Source organism: Larkinella fluvii (assembly GCF_051857545.1).
Taxonomy (GTDB): Bacteria; Bacteroidota; Bacteroidia; order Cytophagales; family Spirosomataceae; genus Larkinella.
Window position 1 is genome coordinate 181,401 of sequence record NZ_JBPZHB010000010.1, and the last position, 18,199, is coordinate 199,599.

14 protein-coding genes are annotated in these 18,199 nt (G+C 53.2%); 6 read left to right on the plus strand and 8 right to left on the minus strand.

Annotation, left to right across the window (positions count from 1 at the left end):
- Positions 1-32: 32 nt before the first annotated feature.
- Positions 33-491, minus strand: a complete 459-nt coding sequence (locus tag ACS5NO_RS26095; protein WP_138991778.1) for a (2Fe-2S)-binding protein — start codon at positions 489-491, stop codon at positions 33-35.
- A 186-nt stretch (positions 492-677) separates the two neighbouring features.
- Between ACS5NO_RS26095 and ACS5NO_RS26100 the strand changes: the two genes are divergently transcribed.
- Both ACS5NO_RS26100 and ACS5NO_RS26105 read left to right on the plus strand, forming a co-directional pair.
- Positions 678-1,643, plus strand: coding sequence for an oxygenase MpaB family protein (locus ACS5NO_RS26100; protein WP_439417860.1), 966 nt, complete (start codon positions 678-680; stop codon positions 1,641-1,643).
- Positions 1,644-1,694: 51 nt separating this feature from the next.
- The gene (locus tag ACS5NO_RS26105) at positions 1,695-2,675 is read left to right on the plus strand and encodes a 3-keto-disaccharide hydrolase (protein ID WP_439417861.1); all 981 of its coding nucleotides are present in this window, start codon (positions 1,695-1,697) and stop codon (positions 2,673-2,675) included.
- Between the two features lie 113 nt (positions 2,676-2,788).
- Here the strand turns inward: ACS5NO_RS26105 and ACS5NO_RS26110 are convergent, their stop codons facing one another.
- The 4 genes from ACS5NO_RS26110 to ACS5NO_RS26125 form a co-directional block, all read right to left on the minus strand.
- Complete coding sequence (locus ACS5NO_RS26110) at positions 2,789-5,434, minus strand: ABC transporter permease (RefSeq protein WP_439417862.1); 2,646 nt, start codon at positions 5,432-5,434, stop codon at positions 2,789-2,791.
- Positions 5,431-5,766, minus strand: coding sequence for a PadR family transcriptional regulator (locus tag ACS5NO_RS26115; RefSeq protein ID WP_150874688.1), 336 nt, complete (start codon positions 5,764-5,766; stop codon positions 5,431-5,433). The genes ACS5NO_RS26110 and ACS5NO_RS26115 overlap by 4 nt, the downstream gene beginning before the upstream one ends.
- 239 nt (positions 5,767-6,005) lie before the next feature.
- Complete coding sequence (locus ACS5NO_RS26120; protein ID WP_439417863.1) at positions 6,006-6,761, minus strand: LytR/AlgR family response regulator transcription factor; 756 nt, start codon at positions 6,759-6,761, stop codon at positions 6,006-6,008.
- Positions 6,739-9,858 (minus strand): sensor histidine kinase, encoded by a 3,120-nt coding sequence (locus ACS5NO_RS26125; RefSeq protein ID WP_439417864.1) that lies wholly within the window; start codon positions 9,856-9,858, stop codon positions 6,739-6,741. The genes ACS5NO_RS26120 and ACS5NO_RS26125 overlap by 23 nt, the downstream gene beginning before the upstream one ends.
- A gap of 291 nt (positions 9,859-10,149) precedes the next feature.
- Here ACS5NO_RS26125 and ACS5NO_RS26130 point away from each other — a divergent pair, with 291 nt between their 5' ends.
- The 3 genes from ACS5NO_RS26130 (at position 10,150) to ACS5NO_RS26140 (ending at position 13,691) form a co-directional block, all read left to right on the plus strand.
- A complete protein-coding gene (locus ACS5NO_RS26130; protein ID WP_439417865.1) occupies positions 10,150-10,698 on the plus strand; it encodes a cupin domain-containing protein in 549 nt (182 codons plus the stop codon).
- 42 nt (positions 10,699-10,740) lie between these two features.
- Entirely contained in the window at positions 10,741-11,364 is a 624-nt protein-coding gene (locus ACS5NO_RS26135; protein ID WP_439417866.1) for a hypothetical protein, read from the plus strand.
- 104 nt (positions 11,365-11,468) lie between these two features.
- Entirely contained in the window at positions 11,469-13,691 is a 2,223-nt protein-coding gene (locus ACS5NO_RS26140; RefSeq protein WP_439417867.1) for a VWD domain-containing protein, read from the plus strand.
- A 9-nt stretch (positions 13,692-13,700) separates the two neighbouring features.
- Here ACS5NO_RS26140 and ACS5NO_RS26145 read toward each other — a convergent pair whose 3' ends face one another.
- Both ACS5NO_RS26145 and ACS5NO_RS26150 read right to left on the minus strand, forming a co-directional pair.
- Positions 13,701-14,438 (minus strand): carboxypeptidase-like regulatory domain-containing protein, encoded by a 738-nt coding sequence (locus ACS5NO_RS26145; protein WP_150874695.1) that lies wholly within the window; start codon positions 14,436-14,438, stop codon positions 13,701-13,703.
- Between the two features lie 126 nt (positions 14,439-14,564).
- Positions 14,565-16,757, minus strand: coding sequence for an alpha-galactosidase (locus ACS5NO_RS26150; protein ID WP_439417868.1), 2,193 nt, complete (start codon positions 16,755-16,757; stop codon positions 14,565-14,567).
- Between the two features lie 249 nt (positions 16,758-17,006).
- Here ACS5NO_RS26150 and ACS5NO_RS26155 point away from each other — a divergent pair, with 249 nt between their 5' ends.
- Entirely contained in the window at positions 17,007-17,558 is a 552-nt protein-coding gene (locus ACS5NO_RS26155; RefSeq protein WP_439417869.1) for a hypothetical protein, read from the plus strand.
- 64 nt (positions 17,559-17,622) lie between these two features.
- Here ACS5NO_RS26155 and ACS5NO_RS26160 read toward each other — a convergent pair whose 3' ends face one another.
- Entirely contained in the window at positions 17,623-18,135 is a 513-nt protein-coding gene (locus ACS5NO_RS26160) for a RidA family protein (RefSeq protein WP_439417993.1), read from the minus strand.
- Positions 18,136-18,199 lie beyond the last annotated feature (64 nt).

Genomic DNA, 18,199 nt, shown 5'->3' on the forward strand with positions numbered 1-18,199 from the left:
CCACCGTAAACTGAAAACCGTAAACCGTAAACTTATTTTGTTTTTGCGGCTACTTTCACGGCTTCTTTGATGCGGTGGTAGGTTCCGCAGCGGCAAATATTTCCGGACATGGTGGCTTCAATCTCCGCATCGGTGGGTTGGGGTTTGCGTTTCAGCAACGCAGCCGCCGTCATGATTTGTCCGGCCTGGCAGTAGCCACACTGGGCTACGTCCACCTCATCCCAGGCTTTCTGAACCGGGTGGTCGCCATTTTTGGACAATCCTTCAATCGTGGTAACTTTGGACGTGCCGATGGCCGAAACGGGTAACGTGCAGGAACGGGTGGCTTCGCCGTTAAGGTGGACGGTGCAGGCACCGCATTGGGCAATTCCGCAACCGTATTTGGTGCCGAACAGCCCCAGATTATCGCGCAATACCCACAACAACGGGGTGTCGGCTTCGGCTTCGGTCTGGTAGCTTTTGCCGTTGATTTGCAGTTTGAACAAGGCCATAGTGAAGGAGTGAGTTTGGAATCGGAGCTAAATTACAAATTTAGCGCACGAATCCGGAAGATTTGCCCGAATTTATACGGTTTGAGGTCTATTGTCTGTTAATTTTAAAAGCTGATTGAATTGGATGGGAACGCTGATTGAACGGATGGGACGGATTAAAACGGATTTTATCTGTTTAAATCTGTTTTGATCCGTCCCATCCGCGTTCCCATCCACAATTCATTGAAAAATGCGGCTATGACGGCACCGGTTTATTCAAAAGTAGCGGGCGTATTTCGCAATCCGGCGGTTCGTCGCGAACTGCAACAGCTCGACCCACGGCAGGACTACCAGCGCATGGTGCAATTGCTGGTGGGTTATGAATTTCCGTTCGACATCACGCGGGCCCTTGAGCTGGCTCTTTTTCACACCTACGCCAGTCCCCGTACCTCGGCCTTGCTGATGCGCACGGGCGAGTTTGAGAAACACGGGCAGAAGCGTTACGATGACACCAGCATCCTGATTGCCTGGTTTATGCAATACGGTTTGAACACCGAAACCGGGTTGCGCGCCATCACGCACATGAACCGCATCCACGGTTTTTACAGCATTCCGAACGAAGATTTCCTGATGGTGCTGGCCACCTTCATTTTTTATCCCATCAACTGGATTAACCGCTTTGGCTGGCGGAAGCTCATTCCGGCGGAGGAGCAGGCTTTCTTTCTATTTTTCCGGGAAGTCGGGCAGCGGATGAATTTAACAGATATTCCTGAAACCATCGACGATCTGAAAATCTTCACCGAAGCCTACGAAGCGGAACATTTCCGGTATGCCGACAGCAACCGCCAGGTCGCCGATTCCACCGTCCGAATTGTGCAGGGCTGGGTTCCCAAACCGTTGCGCCCGGTCGTGAAGCCGGTTTTTGCTGCCCTCATCAACGACAAACTGCGGGAAGCATTTGGCTACCAAAAACCGCCGGCCTGGTTCTGCGGGTTGCTGGAGGGTTCGTTCTGGCTTCGGAAAGGACCACTGCGCTGGATCACGTTTGAACCGTATCCCAAACTGGTCGAAAATACGTTCCATCGCTCGTATAAAACCGGTCTGCCCGCCATCGAGGAGTTGGGGCCAACAAAACTGATGAAGAAAGAACCTCGGCTGCGTAGCCGTGAGTAGACTCAATCCGGTTTTTTCTTATGGCAGCAATCAACATAAAGCTTCAAACTGATGATATTCTATACTGAGAAATTATTACACAGGGTTAATCAGAGGATAGCAGAGCTTATCAGGGAAACGCTGATTAACGCTGATATTCTCTGCTTAACTCTGCGATACAGCCTTTTTCTTCTTTTCTTCCAACCCGCTTTCGCCCAGAAAAACGACCCGAAAAAAGAAGAATGGATTCAACTGTTCAATGGCAAAGACCTGAGCGGCTGGGACATAAAAATTGCCGGGGAAGACTTGAACGTTAACTATAAGAATACGTTTCGGGCCGAAAACGGCATGATGCGGATCATGTATGATCAATACAAGACCTTCGACAACAAATACGGACACATTTACTACAAAGAGCCCTTTTCTTATTACATCCTCAAGTTTGACTACCGGTTTCTGGGTGAACAGGTGCCGGGTGGTGCCAACTGGAATGTGCGCAACAGCGGAGTGATGATCCACTCGCAGTCGGCGAAAAGCCTGACCAAAGACCAGGATTTTCCGATTTCGCTGGAGATTCAGACGTTGGGCGGTTTGGGCAAGGGCGTCCGGCACACGGCCAACCTCTGCACGCCGGGGACCATCGTCGAGATGGGTGGCAAAGTAATTCCCGATCACTGCATCGACTCGCAGTCGAAAACGTACGATGGCGATCAGTGGGTCACGGTGACGGCGGTGGTGCTGGGCGGAGAAATCATTCACCACATCATCGAAGGCGACACGGTGTTGACCTATGAAAAACCGAAAATTGGCGGTGGGTACATCAGCAAACAGAATGACTTTGCCTCCGGTCACGTGGGAAACCCGGACTACTGGCTCAAAAAAGACAATACGTTGTTGACGGGCGGCTACATCGCCCTGCAAAGTGAAAGCCACGCCATCGACTTCCGGAACATCGAAGTGTTGAATCTGAAGGGTTGCATGGTGAAGAAGGCGCTTAACTACAAGTCGTATTACCGGGTGGCGGATAATTCCAAGTGTACGTATAAGAAGTGAGTAAAAAGAGTTGTATCGCAGAGTTGAGCGGAGTAAAAGGGAGTTAAGCAGAGAAAATAAATAACTCTGCTTAACTCTTTTTTACTCCGCTCAACTCCGCGATACAACTCTTTTTACTCACTCTTCAACACCTTCGCCGGGTTGCTCCTTGCCGCTTTCAAGGTCTGCGATCCGATCAGCAGGAAAGCCAGCACCATGACCACCAGCACACTCATGAGTAATTCACTCAGCCCGATCGGCTGGTGGTAAACGAATTTCGTCAGGATGAACTGGTCGAAGAAGAGGTACGTCACCGGCAATGCGATTAGGGTGGCAATGAGCAGCAGCACCAAAAAGCCTTTACTCAGGTGAAAAATCAGTCCGCCTTCGCTGGCACCCAGCACCTTGCGGATGCTGATCTCTTTCAGCCGGGTTTCCGTCGTGAACACCACCATCCCAAACAATCCCATCGACGCGATGCAGATGGCCAGGAAGGTGATGAAACCGATCACTTTCACCATCACCTCGAATTGCTTGTAGGCTTCTTCAAGCTGCTCATCGTAGAAGACGGCTTTCAGCGGATGCACTTTGTCGATTTTGCGCCAGGCCTCTTCGATACTGGACAGAGCCGCCGGGTAGTCTTCGGATTTGATACCAACGTTCAGATAACCACCGGGTTGGTCGGCAGAATACCGGAAAACGGTTGGCTCAATTTTCTGATCCATCGTGCCGTAGTGAAAGTCTTTTAAAACTCCCACAATCGTCATCGTCTTGTTGTCGATCGTCACCTGCTTGCCGATTGCTTCGGCCGGGTTTCGGTCGGCCATCCGAAACCGTTTCAAAACCTGCTCGTTTACAACGACTTCCGTTTCGTTGCCGCTGGTCGGACGGTTTTTGAAATTAGCACCGGCAACAAACTGATGTCGGTGAAGCGGAATGTAATTTTCATCGACAAAGTTTTGCCACACATTCGCCGAATCCTTTCCCCCTTTGTCCTGGTATTTCAACTGGGTTCCGTACAGGCTCCCGAGGCTCGTGATCATGCTTGAGGTGGCGATCTGGTTCACCGCCGGAATTTCGGCCAGTTCCTTTTTCAAGAGCGAAGATTTATTCCCCTGCATCCGGATGTTCAGGATGTTTTCGGTGGTAAAGCCCAGATCGAACGACAGAAATCCCCGGTATTGTCTGTAGCCGATCAGGGTTGCCGTAATAAAGATCAGTGAAAAGGTATACTGGATGACAATCAATGCCTTGCGCAGGTTGACGTGCCGAAATACTTTCAGCGAAGAGGCATCTTTCAGAACCTGAACCGCCTGGATTCGGGCGAAAAACAGCGCGGGAATGAATCCGGCAGCCAGACCAACCACCACAGCCATCGCGAGAAAATACAGAATGAGTTGGGGAGAAAGATCAAGCGAAACCACATCGGCCAGTTGGGGGGCCAGCGAAAGGAACTGGGTTCGCAGCACTAAAAACAGAAGAAATGAAAAGACCAGCGCCATCACGGAAATAATAACCGACTCGGCCAGAAACTGACCCAGCACGTGGCCTCTCAGCGCCCCAACGATTTTGCGAATGCCCACCTCGCGCGACCGACGCATCGACCGGGCAATGGAGAGGTTGGTGTAATTGAAACAGGCCGATAGGATAACAACGAACGCCAGACCGATCAGCACCCAGACCACCGTTTTTGGAATATTGACACCAATCTCATTGGACAATCGCCCGCCGAGAACAATGGTGTCCATCGGCTGGAGCGAAAGATTGATTTTCTGACGATCAAGCAGCGCATTTTCGGCGGCACAAAGCCGATCAAGTCCGGCCTGAATGGCGGACAGATTCGCGTTTTCGGGGAGCGTCAGGTAGATGTAGTTTTGATAGATGTTATTCCAGTCCATGATACCACCGTCCGAATCGGCTTTTTGTCCGAGCATCGACGACAATGAAATCAGGGCTTCAAACCGCATGTGCGACAGTTTTGGAATGTTTTTGAGAACCCCCGTAACCGTGTAATTCAAGGTGTCGAATCGGACGGTTTTCCCCATCGCTTCCGCTTCGCCAAACAGTTTCCGGGCAGTTTTTTCGGTAATGACCAGCGAGTACGGTTCCTTCAGCGCGGTAGCCGGATTTCCTTTGAGCAACGGGAACGTAAAAATCTTCAAGAACGACGGATCTGCCCACGTAGCCTCCAGCGGGATAATGGTTTCGTCGCTGACTTTCGCATCGCTGTAAAACCCGCGACGGATCAGCGTTACGTCTTCAACGCCCGGAATCGTTTCCCGGATTTTGAAACCCGCTTTTAGGGAAGTGGACGCCAGATCCATGACAGATTTGTCCGCCGATTCGTTTCGGGTCAGAACTCGGTACGTCCGATGCCTTTTTTCCTGAAACTGGTCGTAGGAAAACAGGTCGGTCAGAAACGCGATCACCAGCAAACCGACGGACAGGCTGACGGCCAGCCCGATGATGTTGATGAAGGAGAATAGTTTGTTGCGCACCAGACTGCGCCGGGAGGTTTTGAGGTAACTGCCAAGCATAAGCCAATGGATGAAAAGGTTGAGGAATTCGGGTTTGCGAATGGTATACGGTCTGAAAAATTTCAACGCGTCGAGGATGAAGATCCAGCGGGCGCATTTGGCCCCTTTCGTTTTCAGATTTCGCTCAAAATATTCGTTCATGTCGCCTTCCAGATCTTCGAGCAAGTCGGGCCGGCAGTACCAGCGGAGCAGATTAAGGGCCCAGCGCGGTGGTTCAGGCGGTTTTTGAGCTGTCGTTTTCATACGGAACCCTCCAGATTAAAACCGGGAATGATGCGCCAAAGGGCTTCACGAACCTCCTTGGAACGCGTTAGGGCGACTTTTCCGGCGTGGGTAACTTCGTAATACCGTTTGCGTTTTCCACCTCGGGCGTTGGTCGCTTCGCCCATCCGGCTTTTGACCAGGCCTTTTTCTTCCAGGCGGTTCAGGACGGCATGAACCACGCCCAGCTTGGCGGCTCTTCCGGTGTATTTTTCCAATTCGTCGCAAATGGCTACGCTGTAGGCATCGCTGATGAGGGCGGCAATGGTCAGCAGCACCAGTTCCTCAAATTCTCCCAGATTCGTCCCCTTCATGGGTTCGTTCGTTAAGCGGTTTTTATTAATTCACCAAATGTATGTAAAATAGATTTATTAATTCATGAAATGTATGTAAAATGTTTTGGGCAATGGACGAACTTCACCACACCACCCGAAAAGCCCAACGGGTCGCCCATCACTAGCCCCGGATGAAATCCGTGGGACAAAATTGGCGTCGTTCCAATCCAACCCTGAAAGGGTTAAATTCGAATAAGCGTCGGTCGGGAGCCGAATGGTTAGCCCGGTTTGGAGAAAAAAGATTGCCGGACGCGCCGGGACATCATGATTGCCGTACCGTTCGTAAGCTTAACCGTTCCATCCCGGTCGATCTGTTCGACAAACTGCAAGTTGACGAGGTGGGATTTATGAACTCGCACGAAATCGTGTTCTCGCAACATGGTTTCGAACTCTTTCAGGGTTTTGGAAGCACAAAACCGGCGGTTTCCGGTCAGGTAAAAGAACGTATAATTGTTGTCGGCTTCGCAGCGGATGATGTCGGCAATGGTCAGGAGGTGCATGCCTTCAGTGGTCTGAATGGGCAGTTTGTGCTGGCTTGGGTTGGGTGTTTTGAGGTTATGAACCAGGTTTTTGATCAGAACACCGGGAGGGATCGGTTGCGGTTGTCGGCGCAGAAATTTGTCGAAGGCAATCCGCAATTCATCGATATCGATCGGTTTCAGCAAATAATCCAGCGCACTTACTTTGATGGCCTGCAAGGCAAACTGGTGGTAGGCCGTGGTAAAAATAACCTCGAAATCCCAGCGGCTGGTGCCCCAGGTGTCGATGGCATTCAATACGTCAAAACCGTTCAGAACCGGCATTTCGACGTCCAGGAAAACCAAGTGGGGCTTGAAGGAACGAATGAGGGAAATGCCTTCCTGCGGACTTAGCGCGGTTTTGAAGGCCGTGATTTCGGGCAGGTATTTCCCTGCCAAAATTTGGAGGACGTGGCAGGCTCGGGGTTCGTCGTCAATGACCAGGGCGCGATACATAGGCAGTGGGATAGAGGGGGCTGGCGCGGACGGCAATCTGGGTGATGATCGAAAAGTGAACCCGGACGCAGGTTCCGGCGGGGTGTCCTTCAGCGTCGACCAAGTCTTCAATCTGCAAGGTTCCGCGCCCGTGACCCGCCGGTTCGAGCAATTGCAAACGTTCCGTGACCAGCGCCAGTCCGCGGGTGGTGCGGGTCACCAGTTTTTGGGCCGAAAGCGCAGCCGCGCGCTGGCGACCGACGCCGTTGTCTTCGAGAATGCACGTCAACGTCTGGTCGTCATTTTGCCGGATTTCCAGCCGAAGCTGGCGCGATTCCGACTGGTGGATGAGGCCGTGCCAGATGGCATTCTCGACCAGCGGTTGCAGGAGGAGCGAGGGAATTTGCCAGTTTTGCGTATCGATGGCAGGATCGACGTCGATGCTGTAGTGCATCGGCTGGTCGAAGCGCATGGATTCCAGTTCCAGATAAAGCTGGATCAACTCCAGTTCGTGTTGGATGGCGTGAAAATTCCGGGCCGATTCTTCCAGAACCATGCGCAAGAGCCGCGAAAACTTCGATAGATACCGGTAAGCCGCATCGGTATGGTCGGCCAGAATGCATTCCTGAATCGAATTGAGGCAATTAAATATGAAGTGCGGGTTCATTTGTGCCCGAATGGCCCGGGTTTCCAGGTCGGCAATCAACTGGGCCAGGCGGTTTTTCTCCACTTCCCGACGCTTGATTTGCTGTTCCCGGTACCGGATCAATCCCCAAATCCCGAGACTCAGCCCGGCGAGCACCAGCGCGATAAACCACGTTCGTTGCCAGATGGGAGGTAAAATCTCGAACGGAAACGAAACGACGGAACTCCAGATTCCATTGGCCGAAGCCCCCACCATCCGAAAGGTGTACGAACCCGGTTTCAGACCCGCGTAGGTCACCGACCGATCGCTGCCCGATGCCTGCCGCCAGCTTTCGCCACTGCCGTCGAGCCGAAACCGGTAGCGGTTGAACGACGGATTGACCAGACTCGGCAAGGCAAAACCGAACGTCAGGGCGTTCAGGGAAGCCGGTAACTGGCAACGAACGGGCAAACCGCTGCGGGCGTCCCGGCTTTCAGCATACTGAAAAATGGCGTCTTTCCCATCGCGCAACCGAACCAGTGTAATCAGACTGGACGGCGCTTTCCGGATTGGGTCGAGTTGCCGGAGCGGGAAGCGCAGGAGTCCTTCTGAACTGCTGATCCAAAGTGTATCGTTCGGATAATCAAACAGATGCGGGTTTTGAAACGACTCGCCGAAAAAACCGTCCTTGTAGTCAAAATTACGAATCTGGGTGGCGGCTGCGTCGGGAATCAGGCAGGTTAGGGCCGTTGAACCACCCGCCCAGATTCGCCCTTTGCTGTCCACCAACACATCGTTGAACGTATTGGAAGGCAAGCCGTCGCGGGTGGTGTATTGACGGATGGGTCGAAAAAGGCCGCCCACAAACTGACCCTGTAGCAGCCCCTGTCCTTCGGTCGCCAGCCAAACCCTGTCCCGTTTGTCGAGGGCAATTTTGCGGATGGAGCGGACTGTCACCGGCCCGATGGTCAGGCGGTGGTGCGTAAATTTACCGTGTCGAAAAGAGACCAGACCGTAGTCGCTGGCGAGCCAGAGCGTGCCGTCCGGTGCGGCCAGTCCCGAATAAAAAATGGTGAACTTGTACCGGTTGGTGACCGGTTCGTAAAACCGCAGCCGATACCGTCGATCTGCTACGCTGTCAGCCAAAATTTGGGTGATGCCGACGTCGCCCACGGTCCACAGGTTGCCTGTCCGGTCGGGAAAAATGTCGTTGAATCCTTCGTCGCCCAGCCCGTCGGCGGAAGTGTACTTTCTGGCGGTTTGGCCGTCGAACGAAAACAGCCCCTGGTAGGTAGTGGCCAGCCAAAGCGTCCCCTGCGCATCCTCCCGAATGGCGCTGATACCGGAAATCGTTGTCAGATCCCGGCCTATTTTTTGAAGCTGATGGCCTTTTCGGACAAACAGCCGACCATGGGGCGCACCGACCAGCAGTTGACCCCTGAACCGGCCCAAACCGCTGATTTCGTTGCCAGCCACCGAAGTCGGCAGCGGAAACCGCTCAAAGACCGAACGTCGGAGTTTGAGCAGCCCTTCGTTGGTGGCAATCCAGAAAATACCTTCCTGATCGAGCAGCAGTTTGGTGAAGCTGCCGCTGGTTTTTCGGTATAAATTGATTTCCTGAATGGGCCGCGCATCGTCGGCGCCCTGGCGGTAAAGTCCGTAGGAGAGGTGCCAGAACTGGTTATTTTGCCAGATGACATCGCTGGAAATCCGGTCGGTCAACAGCCGCTCTTCCTGGCCGTTCCGGAGCCGAATCACACACGGCAGGCCGAGGGTGGTGAACATCAGGTCGCTGGAAGACCGTACGGCCAGCGACTGAATCTCCACTTTGGGCCCCGGACTTTGCCAGATTCGTTCCAGCGGTTTTCCCGGTTGGTAGCGGAATAAATCGAATTTTCCGCCGATGTAGAGCCGGTTTTGCTCGTCGAAAGCCAGCGAAAACACCCGCCGATCCGCCAATTTCGGAACCCATTTTTCATAATCGGGCAAAGCCCTGGGTTGAACGGTCGCGGCAGGATTGGCGGTGAGGGTTTGCAAATCCGCCTGATCGATCCGGTAAGCCCCGCTGCTGGTGGCACACCAGAGGTTCTGCCGGTGATCGAAGAGCAGGTGGTTCATGCGCACGAAACGACCGGTTTGCAGGCTCCGAACCGCGTGAGCGATGCCGTGTTGAACCACAAACAAACCGTCTTCCGTTCCAACCCACAACTGCCCGTTGCGGTCTTCGGTGATGGCATTGACCAGGCCCAGCCACCGCCCTTCCTGCGCCACGCTGATGGTTTCAAAACCGTAGCCGTCGTAGCGAACCAGCCCGATGTCGGTGCCCAGCCAGAGGTAACCGTTAGTATCCCGGAACAAGGCGTGAATATCGGAAGTCGGCAAACCCTGACGCAACCCGATGGTTTCGATCACAAACGACTCCGTCTGTCCCTGCGAAAGGAAGGGCAACAGGCTCAACATCAACCCCATCAACAGCCGGGCAACGCGCTTCATATCCGGAAAGGCTTTCGCCCACAAGGTACGCCCGGATTTCTACGTTGTCAACGCCCGGCGGTGCCGTTTCCTCAATCGCTGCATCCGTTCCCTCAACGCATTGGATTTTAAGCAAGTCCGCGCCCACCTTGGGGTCAGATTGACCCAACTGCCCGCGTAGTGAAAATGAATTTGACAGCCTGTTGAGGCCAGCAGGTTCCGGAAATACTAAATGACCTTTTTATGGAACGTCGTGATTTTCTTGCGGCAACGGTCGCATCTGGTTTCTTAGCAGGGTTCCCTTCGGCGACTTTGGCTGATCAGTCCGAACCCGGTGAGCACCTGCTGCCTTTTTACCTTCCGCCCGCAACCGAACCGCTGTTGCCGGGTCCACAGGGGATCGGCATTCGAACCCGGGTTCGCCAACGGCAGACCAATGGGCAATATTCCAGTGTTGAGTTTGTGGTCGGTCCGAAAATAATGGGTCCGGCTCCGCATCTCCACGAAGCCCTCGATGAATTGATGTATGTACTGGAAGGAACCGTCAGTGTGCTGGTCGGTCAGGAGGTTTTTCAGGTTCAGGCGGGGGGGTGGCACCTGCGTCCGCGGGGGATCGTCCATACGTTCTGGAATGCGACCGACCAGACCGTCCGCGCCATCGATATGTACTTCCAGCAGCCGTTTGAAGACTATCTGGAAGCCGTTTTTTACACCCTTCCCCGGGAAGCGCAGGCGAAGGGATTATCGATGGATGCTCCGGAAATCCGGGCCAGGCACCGGGCATTGGCCGAACAGTTCGGAATGAAAGGGTTTCCTGAAAAGCGGCAGGCTCTCGTGGAAAAATATGGTCTCCGGGGCTGATGCGGTTCGCGTCGTACCCCACACCGGCTTATTGTAAACCGCATGGAAACCATGGCAAAAGGAAAAACGATTCTCTTTTTTTTATTCGGTTTGGCGGTCATCAGTTGGGGCATTTACGAGTGGAAGTATTACTTCAGCTACCGGAACGACCTGGCAGATCGTCCGTGGGCTTACAGCGAAGACAAAGCTGCCCATTTGCTGGTGGGCGAATGGCAGGGCAACTTTCAGGACCCCGACGGCGTGCGGAAAACCATGCGGCTCGAGATTCTGGTGCCGATGACGGAAGACGACCGGGCCAAAAAAGCCAGCCGCCGAACCCGGCGCCGGAGTGGTTTGGGTTCCCGATCCGACCAACAGCGGTTCGACGGTTTTGCGACCGTCACCAGCCAACGGGGTATTGAGGAATACGAATGCTACGGTGCCGTTAGAGACAAAACCGGAAGCCGGCTCAACACGGTTCATTTTCGGGCATTGGATGAAAAGCAGCAACTGCGCAAAAATTTCAATGTCCTGTCGGCGGTCGATGGCGGGCAGTGGCAGAACGACAGCCTGACGCTCACGCTCGCTTTTACGTACACGACGGCCACCGGTTCAGGCTATTCGAGCAGTGCCGACCCACGGTTTGATAAAAAAGTGACTGTCCATTTTTCCCGCGTGAAATCATGAAAAAACTTTCGGCTTTGAGACTTTTCCTGGCGGTTTCAACGATTGAGTAAGCAAAAGAGTAACAGAACGATCAGACGTAAGTCCTACATAGAATCACAAAAGACATGGATCTTACTTTCCAGAAAAATACCGGGCGAATGGGTTTTCGACCCGGATTCAGCGCAGCCTTGGTCTTCCTGTTGTTGCTCCCGCAATCCTGTAAGCAGAAAGAAAACGATCTGACGGCCACTTCCGACGGGCCAAAAGAAACCCGGTATCACCAGCTCCTCATCGAGTGTACGGAAGCCGCTACCCAAAACAAGGGCGTGGCCATCCTGGATTTTCGGTTTGATGTATATGCGAATCAGGAAGTAGCCGGGTTCATGTCGGCGCAATACCTGGCCTACAAAACCACCCGCTTTACCGCCATCGATGCGGCCATTCAAACCGCGCAGGCGGACATTGCCGCCAAAACTGCCGAAGTCAAAAGTTTCGAAACCATGACTGATTTCATGGTCAGCCGACTCACGAAAGTCGCTGATTACAGTGCCACCCGATCCAATTTGAGCGAAAACACCATCTGGGGTATTTTGGCAAACGAAGGAACGGTACTGGCCAATCTGCACCGGAAGTCCAGCCTGTTCGATCTGGAGGAATTTCTGGTTGCACTATTGGCAACACCCGCCCGGGCACAGACGCTGGGACGAAATCAGGGTGTCAACTACCACAGTGGATATTTCTACTCGCCACCACCCCAGCCCGGTTCGCCCTTGCCCGAATACCGGTTTGTCAATCCGGTTCCGCAGGCAAAAATGCCTTCCGATGCCACCCCGGTGCAACGAAACTCGCGGGGAGAAACGCCCGCCGAGCAAGCGGCCCGCGAAGAAGCCGCCCGCGCAGCCGCCCAGGCCGGGCGCACCAACCGCGGTCCGAGGAGTGTCAGCGATGCCTTCAACGGCATTTTTGATCGACTGGGGGATGCTTTGGGCAATGCGGCTGCTGCGGCAGGCCGGGCCATGGGTGACCCGCATGTCATTACGCACGACGGACTGGATTACGGTTTTCAGGCCGTAGGGGAGTTTGTCGCCACCAAAGGCGCGTTGATTGAAATTCAGGCCCGGCAGGAAGATGCCTACAAGACCAACCGCGCAACCGTTACGACGGGCGTTGCGGCCCGCATCGGCACCGATGAAATCTGTTTTTTGGTAAACCCCGCTTCGCTGGAAGCGCCCCGGCTTTTTGTCAACAAGAAAGAAACCGCGCTGTCCTCCTTTACCCTATTGACGCTCGCCAATGGAAACCAACTGCGGGTAGCCGCAAAAGAAAAGCTGGTGTTTACGAATGCACAGGGCGAGGGCGTCACGATTCGTTGGAATACGCCCTACCTCGACTATGCCGTTCTGCTCGGCGATAGCCGCAAAGGAAATGTGACCGGTCTGATGGGCAATTTCGACGGAGACGATAAGAATGATTTTAAACTGGCCAATGGAACTGCCATCGAACGAAGCTTTCCGACGATCCACACCTCCTTTGCTGATAGCTGGCGGATTACCGGCCCCAACTCGCTTTTTGTGTACGAAAATGGAAAAAATACCGATTCGTACACCGACCGCGCCTTTCCCAAAACGTTTCCGGTCATTGACCCTGAAAAATACAAATGGGCGGAGGGCGTGTGTCAGGCTGCGGGCGTTAGCCGCCAGCCTGAACTCGGCCATTGCATTTTTGACGTGGCCATGACGGGCGACGAACGGCTGGCGCGGTCGGCGGTTTTGGGTCAGCAGGAGTTTCCGGCCAGCCCCGACGTCCGCGTGTTCACCAACCTGAAACTGGACCTGAAAGAAGGGCAGTCGAACGACCCGCAAACCCGCAATGTACTGGATCTCGACAACGGCACGTTCTACCGGTTTGCCGATGGCGCAAAAGTCGCTTACGAAATCGATGTGGTGTTTGATTACTATTCCGGTCCCTGGTTTGCCGGGCCGCGGGCGGTCCAAAACTGCGGGGTTTCCTGCGGAGCCTACACCATCTGGCCGCTGATCGACCAGCAGCAGTGGCCGTTTTTCGCGAACACGTTCCTGCGTTATACCACCATTCCGGCCAACCAGTGGGAGACGTTCAGCGATGCCGCGGCCCTGCGCAAAGCCTGGACGTTCGATGCGGGAGCCGACGAGAAAACGGAACTCGTCAAAGGACTGACGGATCTCAGCACGTCGGCTCCACTCACGCCGTATTTGTGGTCGTTTCGCACCCAGCAGGGCAAAAAAGGCCTGATCCGGTTCACGCAGGGACAGGTCAACAAAGCGGGCGGAACGGCTTCGTTTACGTTCGATGTGAAAATTGAACGATAGGCCGGAGTTCTATTCTGGCTCGGAAACTTCAATGTCCATTTTATACCGGCCGGTGGCCCCGGCATAGGCCGGTACGAACAGCGTCGTGAGGGAATTCTGGAAACTCCCGACATTGCGGACGCGGACTTTCATGGGTTTGTTTTCGGGGACATACCGGGCCGTAATCTTGTACTTTCCAAGGGGAACATCATCAATGTACAGGTAGTCCGGTTTCTGAACGATCTTCTTCCCGGTGGTGCCGTCGATGAGCGGGGCGACGGGTTCCAGCGTAAGTTCCACATTCTCGGTGTCGTAGAAACCGATGGGCGTAAACACCTCGATTTTGCCGCCGTAAACACCGTCGTCGCCGAAATTCCCGGTTCGCTCACCGGTCAGTTTCAAGGTCATGTTTTTAACGGCACCGTCGGAACCGGCAAAAGCACCGTCGTCTTCCACGAACAGATCCAGCACGTAATTCTGGCCTTCATACTTCATTTTGACGGTTCCGCGAACATAAAAAGAACCATTGCCGACCTCCAGTTTGTAGTTGCCTTTGGCATCGGTTTGCCCCAGCACGTTGCTGTTGTAATACCGGGTATCATCGGCCACAATGTCAGCTTTGGCGATCGGTTTGCCCTGCGAATCGACCACTTTGCCGGACACGAAACCGGCCTGAGCGTCTCCCGGCTCAACGGGATCTTTGGTTTTGGAACACGAGGAAAGGCTGAGCGCTGCAACGGTCAGCAGCGCGAGAAGGGTTGGTTTCATGAGAAAGTCGGTTGTTTACTTTCTCAAATGTGTAGGCAAACCTTCCCGAATTCATCCGAATCCGGTATTAACTGACAAAAACCGGTGGTGAAATGGAAGTTCGAACCGGTGAAACGACAGCCGAGCTCAATTCGCTTCCGTAATCTCCAGCACCACGCTGGCCCGGCGCGCATCGACCGCGGGGTTAAAGCCGACCGTCATCAAATAATCGCCCGAATAAACCGTCTGATTACTGTTAATCGGTGAATTGGTGCCCGGATACACATTCACTTCCTGAATCCGGTACTTCTTCGCCGGATGCAAACCGCTCAGCCGAATGGCTCCCTGGCTACCTTCCCGATAGCGGTTTCCGACCAGGTAGTTAAACCACATGGCTTTGTCCTGTTTTTCGCTGACATACAGCAACGACGCCATGTCGGAAGTCTGCGGGGATACCAGCCGGAACAGGTCGCCTTTCCAGATCACATCCTTCACCCGGCTGTAGGTTTTCAAGGCTTCCTGACTGAAGGCCAGCTCTTTTTCGTCCAGTTTGCTGACCACAATATCGTACCCCATTTTACCCATCATCGCGACGTCGGTGCGGAATTTGATCGGTTGTTTGCCCCAGTCCGTAATATGGTTACACATTGCGATGGCGGGGAAGAAATAGGAGTAATTCCACTGGATGAAAATGCGCTCCAGACCGTCGGTGTTGTCGCTCGGCCAGAATTCCGTAAAGTATTTCAAGGCCCCATAATCGACCCGGCCACCTCCGCCCGAGCACAGCATCAGCGGCAGAGTCGGGTATTTGACCCGCAGTTTTTCCAGCACCTTGTAAAGCCCTTGTACGTACTCCACATACAGGTGCGACGGGTTGGGGTTGGTGGCTGAATAGGCGTTGTAAATCACCGCATTACAGTCCCATTTGATGTAGCCCAGCGTCGGATTTTTGGTCAGAATCCCGTCAACGACGCCGTAGACAAAATCCTGTACCTTTGGATTAGACAAATCCAGGACCAACTGATTCCGGAAATAGTATTCCGGGCGGTTGGGCAGTTTGATCACCCAGTCGGGATGTTTTTCGTAGAGTTCGCTCTTCGGGCTCACCATTTCCGGTTCCAGCCAGATCCCGAATTTGATGCCCGCGCTTTCGGCCTCTTTCACCAGATAACCCAGTCCGTGCGGGAGTTTCTGCTTGTTTTCCTGCCAGTCGCCGAGACCGGTATGGTCGTCGTTGCGGGGGTATTTGTTGGCAAACCAGCCGTCATCCAGGAGGAATAGGTCGACGCCCAGTTTCTTGCCGTCTTTGAATAGAGTTGTCAGCTTTTCTTCGTTGAAGTCGAAATACGTCGCTTCCCAGTTGTTTAACAGAGTTAACCGATTGCCCTCGCCCTGTGGAATGCGGTGTTTCCGCGCCCAGCGATGCATATTCCGGCTGGCCTGTCCTTTGCCCGAATCCGAATACGTATACAGAAAAGCCGGGGTGACAAACTCCTTGTCCGGGGCCAGCAGATACTCCGAAGCGTAGGGATTGATGCCCGCAATCAGTCGCAGATTCCGCAGCGGATCGACCTCAAACTGAATCTGGTAATTCCCCGACCAGGCCAGCGTTCCGGCGATTACTTCACCGGTTTCTTCTTCTGCCGGTTTGTTCAGCGACAGCAGAAAGGAGGGCGGCTGGAACAAATGAGCGCGGGTTCCGAGCTTGGAATCGAGCACTTTCAAGCCCGCCGTCAATGGAATTTCTTCGGGATTCATCTCCTTCGCCCAGTCACCGTGGAAGTGCGTCAGGTAGTAGTTTTTTGCGGGAATGTAGAGATTGGCCGACGCGTATTTCTGCAAACGAACGTTTTTTTTCTCCGTATGGCGAATACTAGACCATTGTTCAATCACATCTTCCTGCTGATAGGCTTTGTAAAACAGCTTTACTTCAAACGGATACTGGGGATCTTTCAGGAAAACCGTGGTCAGAACAACGCCGTCGGAAACCGTCTGTGTTTCGTGCCGGACATATTTAAGGTCGGAGGAAGGATTGCCGTCGGCGTGGGCAACCTGAAGCGCCGGTTCGAGCAGATTGCGCGCCCCCGCTGGGGTGTAGGCCGAATTGTAAAGTTGCGTATAATCTTCTCCGCGCTTTCCATTGTCTGATAAAAGGCCGTATTCGGTGGTGTTTTGCAACCGTTTTCCGAGGTGAATAATTGTGGGATCGCCCGCTTTATCGATCCGGATGACCAGCGCCGTTCGCCGGGTTTCGATGGCAATTTGGGTGTCGCCGGGGGCTTTCGGGTAGGCAACAGCGTTCAGGCAAAGGAAGGTTAGGAAAATGCAAAAGTTTCTCATGATAGCACGAAGTATAGGCCGCAAAGCTAACAAAAGTAACTGTACAGGGACTCAATCAAAACCGTACAGGCCCCAAAAACCGGCAAAATTTAACGGACAGCCCGGTTCGTATGGTCACTAAACGGAAAATCGTCAATCCCCATCGCTGTTATGCTACGATTTAAAAATCTGACAAATTCTTGCCCATCCATTCCCATTTCCTGCTATCTTGTTAGAAAATAGAACGTTAGTTTACCAGAGGCTGTCGTTATGGACAAAATTCAGCTTTCGAGAAGTTATTTGAAAAGGCCAACGTATGCCATTTACTCCCTGTTGTTCGCAGCCCTTTTGTTTGAAATCGCAAACTGGATGCTTCTTCCCGAAAGAAAACTTGAAATGGTAGAGAGCTATGGTGGTATATTGGGTTACCTCTACATTGCCATTCGAGGGGGTATTCTGCCTGAGCTTGTTACCCTTTCAATCGTAGTAGCCTTGATCGATGGGATGCATAAAGTATTGAGAATCAAAGAATTTAATCTGTCTTGGTGGTCGTTGCTACGCTATAATCTGTATTTTTTGCCTGTCATGTTGCTGGCTTTTTTTGTATTTAACCCCATCACGCAATCCGTTCGGTACTTGTTGGTCGAGTTTCCCCGGTACGATCTGAGGACCTTCTGGGAGAATTTCATTGTAGGTACCTACACCTGGAAATTTTATTTCAAGTCGCTGGTCGTCGTCCTTTTACTGGGCTATTTTGCGCTCAACAGCTCTCTTCTGCGCGATTTCGTAAAAGCTTGCCGTAACCCGGTACTTTCTCGGTAAGCCCAAATTCCCTCCTCAGCACCAGATTGGCAGCCGGGAGCGGATTTTGCTTTTTTTAAAACGTTTACTCCACTTCAACGATCATCTCTACCTCAACCGCGTAATCTGATGGCAGTGCGGCCACCCCGACGGCCGAGCGGGCGTGTTTGCCTTTGTCGCCGAACACGTTTACCAGTAAATCAGAGCAGCCATTGACCACTTTGGGGTGATCGGCGAATTCGGGAGCGGAGTTGACCATCCCCAACACCTTGACGATGCGTTTTACCTTGTTGAGGTCGCCAATTTCGGCTTTCAGGGATGATAGTAAGCCGATGGCCGATAATTTGGCCGCTTCGTAGCCCTGCTCAACCGTGAGGTCTTTGCCTAGTTTACCTTTAATACCGGTTCCATCGGCCCGGTTGGAGACGTGGCCCGACAGGAAAACCAGATTGCCGGTGCGGACGGCTTTGACGTAATTCGCCAGTGAAGCGGTTGGTTTAGCCAGTTCGATGCCCTGCTCTTTTAATTTGGCTTCGACCGATTGACTGAATGCCGCACCCGAAACAATGGATAGACCGATAACAAGAACCGTACAGATTTTTCTCACAAAGGGTAACGTTTATGGTGAATTGAAAATGGGTAATCAATTAATAATAAGGTAT

Coding starts and splice junctions, on each gene's coding strand:
- ACS5NO_RS26095 (WP_138991778.1), bottom strand. CDS start 491: ATGGCCTTGTTCAAACTGCAAATCAACGGCAAAAGCTACCAGACCGAA.
- ACS5NO_RS26105 (WP_439417861.1), top strand. CDS start 1,695: ATGATATTCTATACTGAGAAATTATTACACAGGGTTAATCAGAGGATA.
- ACS5NO_RS26110 (WP_439417862.1), bottom strand. CDS start 5,434: ATGAAAACGACAGCTCAAAAACCGCCTGAACCACCGCGCTGGGCCCTT.
- ACS5NO_RS26115 (WP_150874688.1), bottom strand. CDS start 5,766: ATGAAGGGGACGAATCTGGGAGAATTTGAGGAACTGGTGCTGCTGACC.
- ACS5NO_RS26120 (WP_439417863.1), bottom strand. CDS start 6,761: ATGTATCGCGCCCTGGTCATTGACGACGAACCCCGAGCCTGCCACGTC.
- ACS5NO_RS26125 (WP_439417864.1), bottom strand. CDS start 9,858: ATGAAGCGCGTTGCCCGGCTGTTGATGGGGTTGATGTTGAGCCTGTTG.
- ACS5NO_RS26135 (WP_439417866.1), top strand. CDS start 10,741: ATGGAAACCATGGCAAAAGGAAAAACGATTCTCTTTTTTTTATTCGGT.
- ACS5NO_RS26140 (WP_439417867.1), top strand. CDS start 11,469: ATGGATCTTACTTTCCAGAAAAATACCGGGCGAATGGGTTTTCGACCC.
- ACS5NO_RS26145 (WP_150874695.1), bottom strand. CDS start 14,438: ATGAAACCAACCCTTCTCGCGCTGCTGACCGTTGCAGCGCTCAGCCTT.
- ACS5NO_RS26150 (WP_439417868.1), bottom strand. CDS start 16,757: ATGAGAAACTTTTGCATTTTCCTAACCTTCCTTTGCCTGAACGCTGTT.
- ACS5NO_RS26155 (WP_439417869.1), top strand. CDS start 17,007: ATGGACAAAATTCAGCTTTCGAGAAGTTATTTGAAAAGGCCAACGTAT.